General features: G+C 70.9%; 13 protein-coding genes and 3 pseudogenes. 5 read left to right on the top strand and 11 right to left on the bottom strand.

What is annotated here, in order from left to right:
* Positions 1 to 63: 63 nt before the first annotated feature.
* Positions 64 to 633, top strand: a complete 570-nt coding sequence (locus tag QQK29_RS08605; RefSeq protein WP_284299518.1) for an oxygenase MpaB family protein — start codon at positions 64 to 66, stop codon at positions 631 to 633.
* Positions 630 to 791: a hypothetical protein gene (locus tag QQK29_RS08600; protein ID WP_284299516.1), complete on the top strand. Its 162-nt coding sequence runs from the start codon at positions 630 to 632 to the stop codon at positions 789 to 791. The genes QQK29_RS08605 and QQK29_RS08600 overlap by 4 nt, the downstream gene beginning before the upstream one ends.
* A 95-nt stretch (positions 792 to 886) precedes the next feature.
* Here the strand turns inward: QQK29_RS08600 and QQK29_RS08595 are convergent, their stop codons facing one another.
* From QQK29_RS08595 to QQK29_RS08580, 4 genes and pseudogenes are all read right to left on the bottom strand, one after another.
* Positions 887 to 1,249: a family 1 glycosylhydrolase gene (locus QQK29_RS08595; RefSeq protein WP_284301932.1), complete on the bottom strand. Its 363-nt coding sequence runs from the start codon at positions 1,247 to 1,249 to the stop codon at positions 887 to 889.
* A 194-nt stretch (positions 1,250 to 1,443) separates the two neighbouring features.
* A pseudogene (locus QQK29_RS08590) lies at positions 1,444 to 2,043 on the bottom strand (family 1 glycosylhydrolase); the annotation flags it as partial.
* A 110-nt stretch (positions 2,044 to 2,153) separates the two neighbouring features.
* Positions 2,154 to 2,240 (bottom strand): annotated as a pseudogene (locus QQK29_RS08585) (family 1 glycosylhydrolase); the annotation flags it as partial.
* Between the two features lie 79 nt (positions 2,241 to 2,319).
* Positions 2,320 to 3,540: an MFS transporter gene (locus QQK29_RS08580; protein WP_284299513.1), complete on the bottom strand. Its 1,221-nt coding sequence runs from the start codon at positions 3,538 to 3,540 to the stop codon at positions 2,320 to 2,322.
* 245 nt (positions 3,541 to 3,785) lie between these two features.
* Here QQK29_RS08580 and QQK29_RS08575 point away from each other — a divergent pair, with 245 nt between their 5' ends.
* Both QQK29_RS08575 and QQK29_RS08570 read left to right on the top strand, forming a co-directional pair.
* The gene (locus QQK29_RS08575) at positions 3,786 to 5,348 is read left to right on the top strand and encodes an HNH endonuclease signature motif containing protein (protein ID WP_284299511.1); all 1,563 of its coding nucleotides are present in this window, start codon (positions 3,786 to 3,788) and stop codon (positions 5,346 to 5,348) included.
* A complete protein-coding gene (locus QQK29_RS08570) occupies positions 5,345 to 6,616 on the top strand; it encodes an MFS transporter (RefSeq protein ID WP_284299508.1) in 1,272 nt (423 codons plus the stop codon). The genes QQK29_RS08575 and QQK29_RS08570 overlap by 4 nt, the downstream gene beginning before the upstream one ends.
* A 39-nt stretch (positions 6,617 to 6,655) precedes the next feature.
* On the opposite strand, the gene QQK29_RS08565 is transcribed toward QQK29_RS08570, so the two are convergent.
* The 4 genes and pseudogenes from QQK29_RS08565 to QQK29_RS08550 form a co-directional block, all read right to left on the bottom strand.
* Entirely contained in the window at positions 6,656 to 7,561 is a 906-nt protein-coding gene (locus tag QQK29_RS08565; RefSeq protein ID WP_348533838.1) for a hypothetical protein, read from the bottom strand.
* Between the two features lie 143 nt (positions 7,562 to 7,704).
* Positions 7,705 to 10,090: pseudogene (locus QQK29_RS08560) on the bottom strand (ATP-dependent helicase).
* A 51-nt stretch (positions 10,091 to 10,141) separates the two neighbouring features.
* On the bottom strand, positions 10,142 to 10,639 hold the full coding sequence (locus tag QQK29_RS08555) for a hypothetical protein (protein ID WP_284299506.1): 498 nt from the start codon (positions 10,637 to 10,639) through the stop codon (positions 10,142 to 10,144).
* Between the two features lie 14 nt (positions 10,640 to 10,653).
* Positions 10,654 to 11,157 (bottom strand): hypothetical protein, encoded by a 504-nt coding sequence (locus tag QQK29_RS08550; protein ID WP_284299504.1) that lies wholly within the window; start codon positions 11,155 to 11,157, stop codon positions 10,654 to 10,656.
* A 392-nt stretch (positions 11,158 to 11,549) separates the two neighbouring features.
* Between QQK29_RS08550 and QQK29_RS08545 the strand changes: the two genes are divergently transcribed.
* Positions 11,550 to 11,723 carry a hypothetical protein gene (locus tag QQK29_RS08545; protein WP_284299502.1) on the top strand — a complete coding sequence of 58 codons (174 nt, stop codon included), beginning with the start codon at positions 11,550 to 11,552 and terminating at the stop codon, positions 11,721 to 11,723.
* A 319-nt stretch (positions 11,724 to 12,042) separates the two neighbouring features.
* Here QQK29_RS08545 and QQK29_RS08540 read toward each other — a convergent pair whose 3' ends face one another.
* The 3 genes from QQK29_RS08540 to QQK29_RS08530 all read right to left on the bottom strand — a co-directional run bounded on the left by QQK29_RS08540 (position 12,043) and on the right by QQK29_RS08530 (position 16,998).
* Positions 12,043 to 13,572, bottom strand: coding sequence for a S1C family serine protease (locus QQK29_RS08540; protein WP_284299500.1), 1,530 nt, complete (start codon positions 13,570 to 13,572; stop codon positions 12,043 to 12,045).
* A 146-nt stretch (positions 13,573 to 13,718) separates the two neighbouring features.
* Complete coding sequence (locus tag QQK29_RS08535; protein WP_284299498.1) at positions 13,719 to 15,854, bottom strand: hypothetical protein; 2,136 nt, start codon at positions 15,852 to 15,854, stop codon at positions 13,719 to 13,721.
* Positions 15,855 to 16,044: 190 nt separating this feature from the next.
* Positions 16,045 to 16,998 (bottom strand): Ig-like domain repeat protein, encoded by a 954-nt coding sequence (locus QQK29_RS08530; RefSeq protein WP_284299496.1) that lies wholly within the window; start codon positions 16,996 to 16,998, stop codon positions 16,045 to 16,047.
* Positions 16,999 to 17,018 lie beyond the last annotated feature (20 nt).

The raw sequence follows: 17,018 nt of genomic DNA, 5'->3' as shown, positions 1-17,018 counted from the left end.
AGTTCGATATCGAGATAAATGACCGTTTGCCATGCTACCTGCTCCATTCGGGAGGATGGACCCGTGCGCAGCTCCGATGACTACCTCGCGGAGGGCTCGCTCGTGCTCGGCGGCGGTGCGGCGCTGCTGCTGCAGCTCGCGCATCCGACGGTCGGCCACGCGGTCGCCGCGTATTCGGGGTTCATGAGCGATCCCATGCGGCGGCTGCGCCACACGCTCGGCTACGTGTACGCGATCGCCCTCGGCACTCCCGAGGTGGCGGCGACGGCGGCCGCCGCGGTGGACCGGGCGCACGCCGGCATCCCGGGAGCGCGCGACGCCGAGCCGCAGCTGTGGGTCGCGGCCACGCTCTACGAGGTCGGGATGCGGGTGCACGACGCGCTCTCCCCGCCGCTCGCGGATGCGGTGGCCGACGAGGTCTACGCCGTCTCGGGACGCTTCGGCACGAGCCTGCAGGTGCCGCCCGAGCTGTGGCCCGCGACCCGGGCCGAGTTCGCGGGGTATTGGGAGCGGATGCTGCCCGCGCTCGCCGTCGGCGAGGAGGCGCGCGCACTTGCGGCGGCTATCCTGCGGCCGGCCCGCGGCACGGTGCCGTGGTGGGTGCGCGCGGCGCTCCCCTCGGGCGGCTCATGACGGCGGCGCTGCTGCCGGGCGCGGTGCGCGATGCGTACGGGCTGCCGCGACGCCCCCGGCGCGAGGGTGCCGCACTCGCGCTCGTCCGCGTGCTCGTGCGACTCACGCCCCGCCGCATCCGGCAGCTGCCGTCGCGCCTGCTCCTGCCGGCGGCCTGATCCGCGAGAGTACGTACTTTGCCTCGCGATGGGGCCGCTTTCGGGCCCAAAGTGCGTACTTTCACGGAGAGGGGCTCGAGGTCAGGGGTGCGCGTTCACGGAGAGGGGCTCGAGGTCCGGGGCTGCGCGTTCGCCGCGATCACCTCGCGATACCACTCCCACGACGACTTGCGGATGCGTTGCTGCGTCGCGTAGTCGACATAGACGAGACCGAAGCGCTCCTGGTAGCCCGCCGCCCACTCGAAGTTGTCGAAAGCCGACCACACGTAGTAGCCGCGCACGTCGACGCCCGCGGCCACGGCATCCGCGACCGCCCGGAGGTGGGCGTCGAGGTAGGCGATGCGGCGCGGGTCATGCACGCTGCCGTCGGCACCCGGCACATCGTGGAACGACGCCCCACCCTCGGTGATGACGATGGGCGGCATGCTCGGGTAGCTCGTGTGCAGCTCGGTGAGCACGGCCGTGAGCGCCGCCGGCACGATCGCCCAGCCGAAGTCGGTGCGCTCGTCGGAGGGGTAGGGCACGGGTGCGAACGGAAGGCCCTCCGGCAGCTCGACCTCGATGGCACCCGTCGTGTCGAGATCGGGGTGGGGGCTGCGACGCGCACCGGCTCGTAGAAGTTGACGCCGTAGAAGTCGAGCGGCGCCGAGATGAGCTCGAGGTCGGCGGCGAGCTGCGCGTCGTCGATCGGGATGAGCGGGCGCAGCTCGTCGGGGTAGCTGCCCGCGAGGATCGGCTGCGAGAACAGCCGGTTCGTGATCGCGTGGAAGGTGCCGGCGGCCATGAGATCCTGCTCGGCATCCGAGGCGGGCTCGACCGGGAAGTGCTGCTGGGCGACGCCGATGCGCTCGGCGCCCGCCTCACGCAGCCGCTGCACGGCGAGCCCGTGCGCGAGCAGCTGGTGGTGGGCGGCGGGCAGCGCCCCGAAACCGAGCCCCCGGCCGGGTGCATGGTCGGCGAGCGCGTAGCCGTAGAGGGTGTGCACGCTCATCTCGTTGAGGGTGATCCAGTCGCGCACCCGGTCGCCGAGCCGCGCCGCCACGACCTCCACGTAGTCGGCGAGCGCCTCGGCGGTGTCGCGCACCATCCATCCGCCGCGGTCTTCGCATCGCTGCGGCAGATCCCAGTGGTAGAGCGTGGGCACCGGACGGATGCCCCGCTCGAGCAGCCCGTCGACGAGCCGGTCGTAGAACGCGAGGCCGCGCGGTTCGACCGCTCCGGTGCCATCCGGCACGATGCGCGGCCACGCGATCGAGAAGCGGTAGTCGTGGATTCCGGCCTCTGCGAGGTGGGCGAGGTCCCCTCCCAGCGGTGGTAGTGGTCGATCGCGACGTCGCCCGTGTCGCCATCCCGGATGCGGCCGGGCGTGTGCGTGAAGGTGTCCCAGATGGAGCGACCACGACCGTCTTCGTCGACGGCGCCCTCGATCTGGTAGGAGGCGGTCGACATGCCGAAGCGGAATCCGGCGGGCAGGCGGGGCAGCTCGGTCTGATCGGTCTGGTCGTTCATGGGTCTCCTTCGGATGCGGTCACGCCACCTGGTGCAGGCGCGGCAGGCAGGCGATGGCGAGCAGGGCGACGGCGCCGGTGACGGCGTAGAGCACCGGGTAGCCGCCGAGGCCGGTGACGATGGGGGCCGCGATGAGCGGCGCGAGGGCCTGCGGGGCCGCGCTCGCGATGTTGGCGATGCCGAGCATGCTGCCGGTCGAGCGGTCGGACGGCAGCGCCTGCGTGATGATCGCGACGTCCACGCTCACGTAGAGACCCCATCCGATCGCCACGAGGAGCGAGCCGACGAGCACGATCGGGAGCACCGGGAACGCCGCGAACAGCGCGGCGCCCAGGGCGAGCGAGACGCCGCCCGCGACCACGAACACCTTGCGGCGCGCGAGGCGATCCGACCACACCCCGCCCACGCCCGCGGCGATCGCCGTGAGCACGACATTGCCGAGCGTCAGCACGAGCACCCAGGTGCCCGGGTCGTCGAGCCCGACCCCGTCGGCGAGGAAGTAGTAGAGGTAGACGAGCACGAGCGCGTTCACGAGGTTTACGAGCAGCCGGATGATCCACGCCCAGCTGAAGGTGGCCGTGGGCCGCACGGTGGCGAGCACCTCGCGGATGCCACGCCGCTCGGGCGAGATGCGCGCGGCATCCGGGGTCGCGTTCGCGATCCGCAGCTCGGGCAGCAGCGCGATGGCGGCGCACAGCAGCGGCACGGCCACGGCGATCGCGAGGTAGCCGACCACGCTTTCCTCGAAGGCCACAGCGACCGCCGTGCCCAGCACGACGCCGGCGACCTGGGCGATGCCGAAGAGCGAGCCCACGAGCCCCCGGCGTTCGGCCGGAACCCGGTCGGCGATCATCGCGATGAGGGCCGCGAAGGGGCCGTTCAGACCGAGCTGCACGAGTACCCAGCCGACGATCATCCAGGCGGGGTCGGGCGCGAGGAAGAGCACGACGAGACCGATCGCACCGATCGCGACCCCCGCGACGACGACCGGGCGGCGCCGCGGGCGCACGAGCGACATCCGATCGGAGAGCAGGCCCCAGAGCGGGTTGGCGATCATCGAGGCGACCGCGCCGATGCCCGTCACGAGGGCCAGCAGCGCCTCTTTGCCGAGGTCTCCGGAGAGCGCCTGAGCCTGGGCGGGCAGCAGGATCTGGATCGGGCCGAACCAACCCACGAACACGCCGCCGGTGGCGAGCAGCAGGGCCGCGAGCCAGCCGCGGCTGATGGTGTTGCGGGTCATCGCACCTCGTCGTCGGGGTCGTGCGGCCGGACTTGGACGGTCGTCCAAGTTGCGACCACTGTGGCCGATACGGCTCCCGCGTGCAAGACCCCCGGATGGGTTGCGCGGGCCCGCGCGGCGGCCTGGCGGGGACTGGGCAGTGCGAGATCGGGTTCTCCTCTCCTCCCCAGGGACGGCCGGTGCGACCTCTCCACGAATCCTCAGAATCGCTGGAACATGTGTTCGAAACTCGGGAGAATGGACGCATGCCCTCCTTCACCGACGCGCTCCCCACCTTGGGGGATCTGTCGGTGCCGTTCGCGCCCCTGCCGGTGGGTGATTTGCCGGATGATGCGTTGCTGGCCGCTCAGCGCGCTGTGGCGGAGGTGCGGCGTCGGGTGGAGACGCAGGCGGCGGTGGTGGCGGCCGAGATCGCACATCGCTCGCGTCGGGAGCTCGGGCATGCGGGGTTGGCGGCCGCGAACGGGCAACGCACGGCGGAGGGGTTGATCTCGCAGCTGACGGGCACCTCGCTGCGGGATGCGCGCACCCTGGTGAAGGCGGGCGAGCTGCAGCCCACCGCGACCGCGCGGACAGGGACGCCGCCGGCAGACACGGGCGCTCCCGCAGCACCGGCGATACCGCGCTGGTCGGCGGTGATCGGTGACGCAGTCGCCCGTGCGACGATCACGGTGGAGGCGGCTGACGTGATCCGTACTCGCCTGGGCCATGCGGCGAAACGGCTCGACGCGGCTTTCTCTCACGAGACCGATGGGGCAACCGCTGAGGCACGTGCCGAGCTCGAGACCCGGCTGGCTGACGCCGCGCAGCGACTCACGGCCGAAGCGCCGCACCTGACGATCGAGCAGCTCGCGGTGCGGGCATCGCGCGCCCGGGACGATCTCGATGTGGCGGGGATTGCCGCGCGCGAGGACGCGTTGCGGGATCAGCGGTACCTGCGGGTGCATCGGCAACTGGACGGGATGACCCGCATCCACGGGCTGCTGGATCCGGAATCCGCCGCCATCGTGGTGCCGATCCTCGATGCCGCGACCTCACCCCGGAGGGGCGGGCCCCGCTTCGTGAACCCGGATGCGGTGGCGCGGGCCGACGATGTCGTGCGGGACACCCGCAGCACCGAGCAGCTCACCCTCGACACCCTCGTCGAGTTGATCCGCCTCGGCGCCCGCGTCGAAGACGGCAAGCTTCTGGGTGACAAGAAGCCCGCGGTGCGGATCCTGGTCACCAAGGGCGACCTCGATGCCCCCACGAACAGTGAGGGGGTGCGCGAGGGCGCGGCGTTCTTCGAAGGGCAACCCGATGCCGTCTCGATCGCCACCGCGGAACGCTACATCTGCAGCAGCGGGGCGGTGCCGATCCTCTTCGACACCGACGGACGGGTGCTCAACCTTGGCCGGGAACAACGCCTGTTCTCTGCGGAGCAACGCCAGGCCATGGCCGCCCGTGACGGCGGCTGCCTGATGTGCGACCGGCCACCCGCCTGGACCGAAGCACACCACATCGACCACTGGGACCAACACCACGGCCGAACCGACATCGATGACGGAGTCCTGTTGTGCCGGCACTGCCACCTGCTGTTGCACAACCAGAACTGGCGCATCTGCCGACACGGCGGCACCTACTTCCTCGAACAGCCCGACGCCGACGGCATCCTCCGCCGCACCCCCTGCCCACCCGCAGCCCCGCCCTGCAACGACTCCGAGCAACCGCATGATCGGGCGGCCGGCGGCTGCGAAGCACCTGTCCGAATCATGGGCTGGAGAGGTCGGCACGAGTTGGCGCGAGAACCGCATAGGCTCGGCGGGTGAGATTCGCCGCCCTTCGCGCGCCCTGGTACAAGGGCTACCTCGCAGGCGGCTCGCTCATGATGGGCGCCGACCACGTCGAGCACGCCATCACCTACTTCGTCATGTGGCAGCTGTTCGAGTCGCCCGTGCTCGCCGGGTTCGCCGTCATCAGCCACTGGGTGCCGCAACTGCTGTTCGCGATCCCGTTCGGGGCGCTCGCCGACCGCTTCGACTGCCGCCGCCTCATCCAGCTCGGTGCCGCGTGCTTCATGGTCGCCTCGGCCGGCTGGGCCGTGCTCATCGCGACGAACACGCTCGAGCCCTGGCACTGCGTCGTGCTGCTGCTGCTGCACGGGCTCGCGGGAACCTTCTGGGGCCCCGCCGATCAGCTCATGCTCTACGACATCGTCGGCCCGAAGGACCTGCCCTCCGCCGTGCGTCTCATGGCCACCGGGCTCAACCTCGGCATGCTCGTCGGCCCGGGTCTCGGCGCCGCCCTGCTGTTCACGGTCGGTCCCGCGTGGGGCATGGCCGTCAACGTCGTGCTCTATGTGCCCTTCGTGGTCTACCTGCTGTTCGTGCCCTACGACGGTCACAGCCGCGTCGGCGAGCACCGCACGCCGCTGCGCCTGGGCGACCTGCTCGGGGTGATGCGCGAGGTGCCGAAGTTCCCGGCCATCCTCAGCGTGATGCTGCTGCAGGCCTTCGTCGGCCTCTTCATCGGGTCAGCTTTGCTGCCTCTGCTGCCCGAGTTCGGAGCGCTCCTGGGGCTCGACGATTCGGGCCTCGGCTACGGCCTGCTGCTCGTCGCGATGGCGACGGGGGCGGTGATCGGAGGTGTCGGCCTCGAGGCGATCGGGCGGGTACGGGTGAGCCCGCGGCTCGCGATCGTGGCGACCATCGCGTTCGCCGCGGCGGTGCTCGTGTTCGCGATCTCGCGCAACTTCGTGCTCAGCCTGCTCGTGCTCGTGGTCGCGGGCATGGCCAACCTCATCTCCTCTTCGACCTCGCAGGCGGTCGTGCAGCTCGAGGCACCGGCCGACCGACGCGGTCGCTTCCTCGGCGCCTATGCCGTCGCCTCGAGCGGGTCGCGCACCGGATCCGGCATCCTCATCGGCGCGATCGGCGCGTGGCTCGGCGTCACCTGGGCGATCGGCATCGATGCCGCCCTGCTGCTCGTGGCCGCGGCCGCGATGCTCGTCGTGACCCTCGCCTGGCGGCGCCGGATGCCGGCCACCGGTGCGGTGGAGGTCGCAGCCAGCGAGCGCGACGCCATCAGCGAGGCGTGAGCCCGTCCCACCAGCGCAGCACGCGCAGTGCCGCGAGGGTCACCCAGCGACTCGGAGCGCCCTCCCACTCCCCATCGAGAACCACGTGGGACCGTCGAGTTCGTTCTCGAGCGGCCAGCGGCCCTCAGCATCCGCTTTGCCACGCACGAGCTCGACCGCCTCGAGCAGGCGCTCGTCGCCCTCGGGTCGCGCGCGGCGGAAGTACTCGAGCGCGCGCAGCACGTCGTAGTGCCACCGCGTCGGGAACGTCGTCATCGTGAAGCGCGGGTCGACGAACCCGCCGGTCGACAGCCGGCGCAGCAGCCGTCGCGCGAGCAGGTACTCCTCGCCGCGGATGCGGGCCTCGCGCACGCGTGAGCGCTGTGGGTCAGCCGGGTCGGCCGCGTGCTCCCAGGCGAGCAGACCCTCGAGCACGCAGATCGTGGGGTGGAAGGACGAGACGGCGGTGTTCTGTTCGCAGTTCCACCCACCGTCGGGCTGCTGGTCGGCGAGGATGCTGTCGAGGGCGCGCGCGGCATCGAAGCCGAAGTACACGATGTTCGACAGCAGCACGCCGGCGACGCAGGCCTCGGTCGTCTGCTCGAAGTAGAGCTCGCCGCCGTCGACCTCATCCCACCGCACGTTCTCCGCCACCCGATTCATGGCATCGCGCACCCCCGGGTCGTGCGGATCGACGCCGAAGTCGCGCAGCAGCGTCACCGAGAAGTGCGTCGCGGTCCACGCGGAGAAGAATGGACGCGACTCGTCGACCCACCCGGGCCGGTAGGTGCCGTGATCCCAGGTGCCCTCCGGATCCTGCAGCGCGAGCAGCTGCGCGCCCCAGCCCTCGCGGGCGACCCGGGAACGCTCGGCGGTGACGACATCCGGAGATGCGTCGGTGAGGTCGCGCAGCACCTGGTGCCGGATCGCGGGGTCGGAGTCGAGCAGCCAGTCGATCGTGTCCATGGGGTGACGGTATGCGAGGCTACCGACGCTGGTTTCGAGACGCCGCTACGCGGCTCCTCACCCAGCCGAGCAACGCCGCCACGCGGCTCCTCAACCAGCTGAGCAAGGCCGCTTCGCGGCTCCTCACCCAGCTGAGGAGGGCGTCACAACTTCTCGATCGGCGCGATCTTGATGAGCAGTCGCTTGCGGCCGGCGGTGTCGAACTGCACCTCGGCGACGGCCTTCGGGGCCTGACCCGTGACATCCACGACGCGCCCCTCGCCGAAGTCGGTGTGCCGGATGCGGTCACCCGGTGCGAGGGTGAGGTCGCCGTTGTCGCGCACCGTGTTGGTGACCGCGCTCGTCCATTCGCGCTTCTCCCGCGGCGGGGCGGGCGGCAGCGAGGTGCTGTAGCTGAAGGTCTGTCGCGGCCGGCCCGCGTTGAGGGCGCGCGAGCGCGTACCACCGCGCGAATTGGCCATGCCGGGCGACTGCCGCCACTCGATGAGGTGCCCCGGCACGTCCTGCAGGAACCGGCTCGGCATCGCGACGGCGGTGTCGCCGAACGACGAGCGCGTCATCGCGAGCGAGAGGTAGAGGCGCTTCTTGGCCCGGGTGATGCCCACGTAGAACAGCCGCCGTTCCTCCGCGATGCCCCCGGCTCGCCCGCCGAGATGCGGTGCGGCAGCAGGTCCTCCTCGATGCCGGTGAGGAACACCGTCTCGTACTCCAGCCCCTTGGCGGTGTGCAGCGTCATGAGCGTGACGGTGCCCGAGGCGTCGTCGATCTCGTCGGCCGCCGCGACGAGGGCGACCTCGGTCAGGAAGTCGATGAGACGCCCCTCGGGGTTGCGTCGCGCGAACTCCTTGGTGAACGAGAGCAGCTCCTCGACGTTCTCGGCGCGCACCTCGTCTTGCGCGTCGCGGGTGGCCCGCAGCGCCTCGACGTAGCCGGTGCGCACGAGCAGCTCGGTGAGGATGTCGGCCGGCGGCTTCGTGGGCACCATGGCCTCGACCTCGTCGAGGATCTGCCCGAGGTCCATGATCGCCTTGGTGACCTTGGGGCCGAGCCCGAGTTGGTCGGCCTCACGCAGCGTCTCGCGCAGCGGAACCCCGAGCCGGTCGGCGTGCGCCTGGAGGGCGGCCTCGGTGGCGGGGCCGATGCCCCGCTTGGGCGTGTTCATGATGCGGCGCAGAGCCAGGTCGTCAGCGGGGTTCGCGACCTGCACGAGGTAGGCCATCGCATCCTTGATCTCGGCGCGCTCGTAGAACTTGGTGCCCCCGCGATGCGGTACGGGATCGCGGAGCGGATCAGGATATCTTCCAGCGCTCGCGTCTGCGAGTTGACGCGGAAGAACACCGCCATGTCCTTGTAGGCCGCACCCGCCTCGTGCAGCTTCTGGATCTCATCCGCCACGAACTGGGCCTCGTCGTAGGCGCTGTACCCGGTGAACCCGGTGATCTTGTCGCCCGCCCCGGCCGTCGTGAAGAGGTTCTTCTCCTGGCGGTCGAAGTTGGAGGCGATCACCGCGTTGGCCGCGTCGAGGATGTTCTGCGTCGAGCGGTAGTTCTGCTCGAGCAGGATCACCTGCGCCTCGGGGTAGTCGCGTTCGAACTCGACGATGTTGCGGATGTCGGCGCCGCGGAACGCGTAGATCGACTGGTCCGAGTCGCCCACGACGGTGAGCGAGGCGCCCGGGATGCCGCCGTTCGCATCCAGCCGCGTCCGGGTGTCGGCGGGCACGTGCTGCGGCTCGACCGGCCGCGTGAGCTCGCGGATGAGCGCGTACTGGGCGTGATTCGTGTCCTGGTACTCGTCGACGAGGATGTGGCGGAAGCGCCGCTGGTAGAGCGCCGCGACCTCGGGGAAGGCCCGGAACAGGTGCACGGTCTCGGCGATGAGGTCGTCGAAGTCGAGGGCGTTCGCGCGGCGCAACCCCTCGCTGTAGCGGCGGAACACCTCGAGGAAGGCCGCGTCGGCCGGGTCGTCGGCGTTCACCTGGCGTGCATAGGTGTCGACGTCGGCGAGCTCGTTCTTGAGCTTGGAGATCTTGCCCGCGACGCTCGGCACGGTGAGACCGAGGGTGTCGACCTCGAGCTCCTTGATGATGCGCTTGAGCATCGCGCGCGTGTCGGCGGAGTCGTAGATCGTGAAGGCCGACTTGAGCCCCATCGCCTCCGCTTGGCGCCGCAGGATGCGCACGCAGGCCGAGTGGAAGGTCGAGATCCACATGCCGTCGGCCGCGCCGCCGACGAGCTGCTCGACGCGCTCGCGCATCTCGTTCGCGGCCTTGTTGGTGAAGGTGATCGCGAGGATCTGGCTCGGCCACGCCTCACGGGTCTGCAGGAGGCTTGCGATGCGCCGCGTGAGGACGCTCGTCTTGCCGGAGCCGGCGCCGGCGACGATCAGCAGCGCCGGGCCGCGATAAAGCACGGCCTCGCGCTGCTGCGGGTTGAGGCCCGCGAGCAGCGCCTCGTCGACGGCGGGCGCGGAGGACGGCAAGCCGGAATCACCGGGATCCGAGTCGAACCCGTCGAGGAGGAAGGTCATGACCGATCCAGTCTAGGTCGCGCCGCCGACCTCCTCCCGGACGGGATGCACTCAGGCCGCACCCTCGGCGAAGCCGATGATGATCGCCCCGGTGTCGCCGTCGGTCTGGATCGCGAACTCGAGGTCGCCCGCCACCGCGTTGAGGATCGGCCAGCTGCCCATGCCCGAGCTGCGCTCGAGGGCGTACCCGCCGAGCAGCGGCTCCCAGGCGTCGAGCACGGCATCCGGCTCGAGCTCGGTCACGTACTGCAGAACGGCGTTCGCGTCGCTCGACTGGTAGACGCCGCACAGCTCGACGCCATCCGGATGCGTCCAGTCCGCCGGTACGGTCGGGGCGTCGGCGAGGTCGGTGCCGAACGGACTGCCCGGGAAGGCGCGCTCGCACGCGTCGCCCGCCGCAGGTCCGGCGGGGCCGGGATCGCCGAGCGCCGGCCCGGAGACAGCGGGGCCGTTCGGGTCGGGCGCGCAGGCGCTGAGCGCGAGCAGGAGCCCGCCGATCGCGGCGAGGTGCAGCGCGCGGGTGGCCGCGCGCGTCGATGTGGGGGTCATGGTGGTCCTCTCGATCAGTCCAGGTATTCGCCGTCGATCGCCCAGTGGATGGCGTATCGGCTCGTGCCGGTCTCGACGATGTAGAACGACGCGTCGCCGAGCACGCCCGTGAGCAGCTCGCCGTCGGTCGAGTCGGCGCGCCCATGCACGCCGGCGGTCAGCGCACCCTCGTAGAAGCGCAACACGGTGTCGTACGGGGTGTAGTAGCTCGTGGCGTAGTGCCCGGCCTGCTCGGTGGTCGAGATCGTCTCGACCCAGCACAGCACCGCGAACTCGGCGGGGGTCGGCCAGCCGTCGGGTCGCATCCGGATGTCGCCCTCGTACACGAACCCGGCCTTCGCTCCGTACTGCTCGACGCAGCGCGGATCGAGCTGCGGAGGCGGCTCGCCCTGCACCGCGTCGGAGGTCGGGGATGCGGTGCCCGTCGGGATCGGCATCGGCTCGGCGTCGCGGCAGGCGCTCAGCGCGACTGCGGCGACGGCCAGGAGCCCGATGCCGCCGGCTCGGCGCAGCGTCACGCCGGCAGCTCCTCCGGCCGGGCGACCGCCTCATCCGCCGGGACGCCGGCCCGCGCGCGACGCGATCCCACGAGCAGGGGCGCAGCGTGATCCGGCTGCGGCCGGCACTGAGCCAGATGCCCGCGATGGCGAGCACGAGGCCCGAGGCGGGGCCCGCGATACCGGGCACGCCCATCGCGATGTAGGCGAACACGATGAGTGCGACGTAGATCGCGAGCACCGTGCCCAGCACGCGCGAGACGAGACGCTCGACCCACGCCATCCACGCCATGCCGGCGAAGGCGACGAGCACACCCAGCCACGGGATGTAGGGCCCGAAATCGGTGAGCATGAAGTAGACGAAGAGGCCGTCGTTCTCGTAGAGCCCCTTCTCGGGGCCGTCGAAGCCGTAGTTGGCGAGCGCGCCCTTCCAGCCGTACGCGAGCGCGAGACCCGCCGCCGACACGAGCACGCCGCCGGTCACGACGCCGGCCGCGATCGACCGCGGATGCTGCGCTTCGACGCGCGAGCGCCAGGCGGCCGCGAAGATCACGAGCAGGGCGACCGCGGCGAAGCCGACGAGGTAGCCGAGGTAGTTGGGCATGCGGGTGAGCTCGTGCATGACCTCGGGGGTCACGACGAAGTCCTCTCCGCGGGCAGCGGCCTCCATCTCGCTCGACGGCCGATGGTCGAAGAGCACGGTGGCGGTGAATCCGGCAAGGCCGGCTGCGGCGCCCCAGAGGGGCCAGAGGCGATCGCGAGCGGTGGCTGCGGTCATGGTGGTTCGCTCCTTGATTCAGGTGGTGCGGGAGGCCCGCGTGGAGGTGGAGGTGGAGGTGGAGGTGGAGGAAAGCGCGTTGGCGGGCGAGGCGCTGCGCAGGAGGACGCGGCGCCTCGCCCGAGGGGTCAGAAGCCCGCGATGAAGCTGCTGACGATGCGGTCCAGGGCGGCGGCGTCGTCGTCGCTGACGGCCTGGATGGTCACGTAGATGAGGTAGCTGCCGTCGTCCGCGATCGCCGCGATGGCGACGTAGTCGGCCTTCGTCGAACCGCATCCGGTGAAGTACTCGTACTTGCCGGTGTGGTAGCCGTCGGCGTAGCTCTGCACCCCGTTCGAGCTGCAGCCTTCGGACTGCACACCCGAGCGCGTCGTGTTGAGGAGGTTGTCGACATAGGCGGGGTCGGACGCGCCGGGCGTCGCCATCACGATGACGCCGGGCACGCTCCAGCCGCTGTTGAGCTTCTGGATGCTCGTGCTCGCGGTCACGCCGTACCAGACGTTGCCGGAGTCGTCGGTGAAGCCCGAGCCGTCGACGTCCTTCCATTCGACCGGCACCGAGACGCCGACCTGGCCGGAGTCATCCGAGATGTCGACGAAGTCGCCCGAGGGCTGGCCGCCCCCGCCGCCGACGTTCGCGACAGCGGTCACGACGCGCTCCGAGTTGACCTGGCCGCGGTAGTACGACTCGTCGGCCGGACGGTAGAGCTCGATGTCGAGCGTCGCCTCGGTTCCGTGGGTGCGCAGCACGTCGCAGTACTCCCGCATCGTGCCGTCGGTGCCGACGCTCACACCGCCCAGTCGGGTGATGAGATCGCCGGGCTTGACGCCCGCCTTGTCGGCGACCGAGCCGGCCGCGACGGACGCGACCCAGACCCCGAGCCCGCCGTCCTCGCCGGCCACGCCCTGGCCGTTGATGCCGAGGCTCAGCACGCTCTCGCCCGCGGCGAGCTGCTCGATGACGTCTTTGACCTCGTCGCGGTGGATGGCGAAGTTGTAGTCGTAGGTGTCCTCGCCGGCGTAGTTCACGCCGACCACCCGGCCGTCGGTGTCGACGAGCGGGCCGCCCGAGTTGCCAGGACGGATGCGCGCGTCGTGCTCGATGATCGAGTCGATCGACGCCCACGCCGTGTCACCCTCGATGTCGGCCTTCGACACGATGCCCCGCGTCATGGTGAACGTGGGGTCGCCGAGCGGGAAGCCCGCGGCGTACACGTCGATGCCGGTCGCGATGTCGCCCTTGCGCCAGGCGAGGTAGGGGTACTCGTCCTTCTCGAGCTGCACCACGGCGATGTCGAGGCACTCAGATGCGCCGAGCACGCGAGCGTCGAGCGTGTCGCTCTGGTCGCCTCCGCGCCAGACGTCGATCGTGCCCGCGCCCACGACGACGTGGTTGTTGGTGACGGCGAGGCCGTCCTCGCTGATGATGAAGCCGGATCCTCGGCCTGCGCCCTCGTAGCCGCCGTACTGCGGGTCGACGAAGGTTCCGCGCGCCTCGAGCTGGATCACGGCCTGCTGCACCTGCTCGAAGCCGACGGCCTTGCCGGGCTCGGCCGGAGCACCGCCCGGAATCGGGATGAGGTTGCAGCCGGCGAGCGCGATCGCGGCCGCGCCTGCGGTGAGAGCGCCCGCGAGGGCGCGTGTGGTGGTTCGGGACATCGTCCTGTTCTCTTTCTGTGTCGGATTGGTGGTTCCGGGGGTCGGGGGTGGTGCTGTGGGTGGTGCAGGGTGGTGCTGGGCCGCGGGTGCGTCCGGGCGGAGAACCCCCGGATATCCCGCCCGGACGCGCGGCGGCCGCAACCCGACTAGCGGCCGCCGAGCCTCCGCGTGGTCAGGAGCATGGCTCCCGCCGCGAGGAGAACTGCGACGAGGATGATCCCGGGGATCACGGTCTCGGCGCCGGTCTGTGCCAGTCGGGGGTCTCGATCGCCGTTCGCGGGGGATGCCGCGGCCGGGTCAACGATGTAGCTGACGGTGCGCTCGGTGCGGTTGCCGGCCACGTCGGTGGCGACGATGCGCAGCTCGTGCGTGCCGGGGGTGCCGGTGGGCAGCAGGACGCCGTCGGGAGTCGTCCCGTCGCAGCGGTCGACCCCGGAGCCGATATCCGCGCAGTCGAACTCGACCAGGACGCGCTCGTGCTGGGCGTAGTGCCCGTTGGGCAGAATGCCTGAGGAGGCCTCGGGCGAGTTCACCTCGATGACGGGCGCGTGCAGGTCGATGTTCACCGGGAGCTGGTGCGGTTCGCTGCGGTTGCCCTGGGCATCCTCGGCCCACACAAGCACGGTGTATTCGCCCGTGGAGGCGAGCTCGAGCTCGCCGTCAGGCCCGTTCACCGAGCCGACGATGGTGCCCGACCCTGTGCCGTACTCCCAGCGGATGTACGCGATGTCGCTCTCGGTGTCGGTCGCTGTGAAGCGCAGCGTCACGGCGCTCGTGTGCCAGCCGCTCGCCGGCTCGGTCGGAAGGTCCACGCGCACCTCCGGCGCCGTGGTGTCGGCGCCGATCACGCGGTACTCGACGGTCTCGCGGGTCTCGTTGCCGGCGCGATCCAGGCCGACGACGGTAAAGGTGTGGCGTCCGGGCGTCGAGGTGTCGAGTTGCCCACCGGAGGCGATCGGGGCCGTGCACGAGAACACGTCCGAGAGCGCGTCGGCACAGCTGTAGCTGACGGTGAGGTCGTCGCCCGCGTCGATCTCGTCGGGGATGCCGGTGATCTCGACCGTCGGCGGGGTGAGGTCGACCTGGATGGTGCGCGTGTGCATGAGGCTCGCGTTGTCCTGGTAGTCCTCGGCTGAATAGCGCAGTTCGTGCACGCCCTCGCCGATGTTCACGGTCGCGACGGGGCCGTACAGCGTCGTGAGCGGACCGCCGTCGAGGCCGTGCTGCAGGCGCCACACGCCCGCGCCCGCGTCGCTCGCCGTGAGGGTCACCGTGACCGCCTGCCGGAACCAGCCGCGCGCGTTCGAGCTGGCGGGATTCGTGAGGTACTCGACGACGGGAGGGGTCGTGTCGGTCGCAGCCGCGTGGGTCACGACGAGCACGGAGTGCTCTTCGCCGTCGAGAGTGACGGTCGCGAACGCGAGGTAGGGGCCCGGCACGACGCCGTCGAAGCGGGCGCGCCGCTGAGGCGAACTGGGCACGATCGGGGTCATCTCGGCCGTGTACTCAGCATCGAGTCCGACGATGCGGGCGCGGGCGGTCGCGTCGGGGCGCAGCACGCCGTCCTTCTGCGGGGTGACGTTGAGCTCGATGAAGGTCTTGCCGATGCTCGAGAAGGCGCCGTTGTCGACCGTGCTCGTGCGGTAGCTGAAGCCGATGGGCACGACACGCTCGGTGCTGCCCTCGTTGCGCACGCTGAGCGTCACCGTGCCGCTCTGCGGGGTGGACGTGGAGAAGGCCACCGCGGCGCTGCCCTCGGGGCGGCTCACGAACGCGTAGCTGGTTCCGGCGGGCGAGCGCAGCCGGCCCGAGAGCTCCGCCCCGAGCGCACCGAGGTTCATGAAGACCATGTCGGTGACCTCGACGGTTCCGGTCCAGGTGGCGCCCGCCGCGATCGTGGGCGTGAAGAACTGAGCGGGAGCGTCAGTCACGGCGGCGAACGCCTGGGCGGTAGGGGCGCCGGAAGCCGGGGCGCCGGATGCGGAGGCGTCGTAGGCGGGAGCCTCGGCCGACGGGGTCTCGGGCGCCGAGGACTCCGGCGCCGAGGACTCGGACGCAGGGGCGCCCTCCTCGATCGGTTCCGGATCGCTCGCGGGCGCCGCGGCGGCATCCGGGATCTCATCAGGAACGGGGGCGGTCGCCTCGTCGAGGACCGTGGTGGTCTGGTCCTCGACGGGCAGCTCGTCGGCGACTGCGAGCGCGGCGGGCGTCAGCAGCCCGAGTGCGAGCAGCGCGGTGGTCGCGCCCGCGGCGAGCCGGCGCACGGGGGTGGTGGAGGTCATGGTGGAGGTGTCCTTTCGGGTGCGACCGAAGCCGCCATCCGACATTCGCGGGCCGGGCGTCCCGGTGCCCAGAGTCGGGTGCCCTCGATCAGCGGCCCGAGAGCGCCGGGACATCCGGGACATGCGTCCTGGGACGGACGGGTGGTCCGGCCCACCCGAAGGGCCGGACCACCGGTGCGCACGGGTTTCTCTACCGCGTGCGCACGCGTCGACGGATCGCGAGCACCGCGCCTGCCCCCAGCAGGAGCACGGCGAGCGCGACACCGCCGACGAGTCCCTCGGCGCCGGTCGACGCGAGGCGCGGGGCGCCCCGTCCGACGACCCCGTTGCCGTTCGGCGCCGCCGCGTCGACCGTGTAGCTCACCACGCGCTCGGTGCGGTGACCGGCGACATCCGTGGCCACGATGCGCAGCTCATGGGTGCCGGGCGTCCCTGTCGGAAGCAGCTGGCCATCCGGGGTCGTCGCATCGCAGCTCGCGATGCCCGAGGCGTCGTCGTCGCAGCTGAAGTCGATCACGACGCGCTCGTGCTGGGCGAAGTGGCCGTTCGGCAGGATCGAGAGCTCGTCTTCGTCGGGCGAGACCAGGTTGATCCAGGGCGCGGTTGCATCGACGTAGAGGTGCAGGTCGCGACCCTCGCTGCGGTTGCCAGCGTTGTCTTCGGCCCAGTAGCTGAGCGTGTAGTACTGGCTGCGGTCGAACGTCACCTCCGCGGTCTCCGCCTCGATGTCGCGGCTCACCGTGCCCTGCGTCGTGTCGTACTCGTAGTGGATGCGACGGATGCCGCTCTCGTCGCTCGCGGTGAAGCGCACGGTGACCGTATCGAGGTACCAGCCGGATGCCGGCTCCGCAGGCACGTCGACCTCGACGACGGGGTCGGTCGTGTCGGGTGCGACAACGCTGTAGGAGCGCACGATACGCGTCGTGTTGCCCGCGAGGTCGGTGGCCCGGATCGCGAAGGTGTAGTCGCCCGGCGTCGTGGTGTCGACGCGCGCTCCATCCGGCAGGTCCGCCGTGCAGTCGTCGCCGACGAGCCCTGAGGTCGCGTCGCCGCACTGGTACTCGACGAAGAGCTCCTCACCGACGGCGTACCGGCCACCGTCGACGATCCCGTAGAGCGCGATCACCGGGGCCGTCGCATCCACAAGGATGGTGGACTCCTGCC

This window comes from Homoserinibacter gongjuensis (assembly GCF_030161875.1).
Taxonomy (GTDB): domain Bacteria; phylum Actinomycetota; class Actinomycetes; order Actinomycetales; family Microbacteriaceae; genus Homoserinibacter; species Homoserinibacter gongjuensis.
The sequence above is the reverse complement of the archived record's forward strand: the minus strand, read 5'-3'. Positions and strand labels throughout refer to the sequence as shown.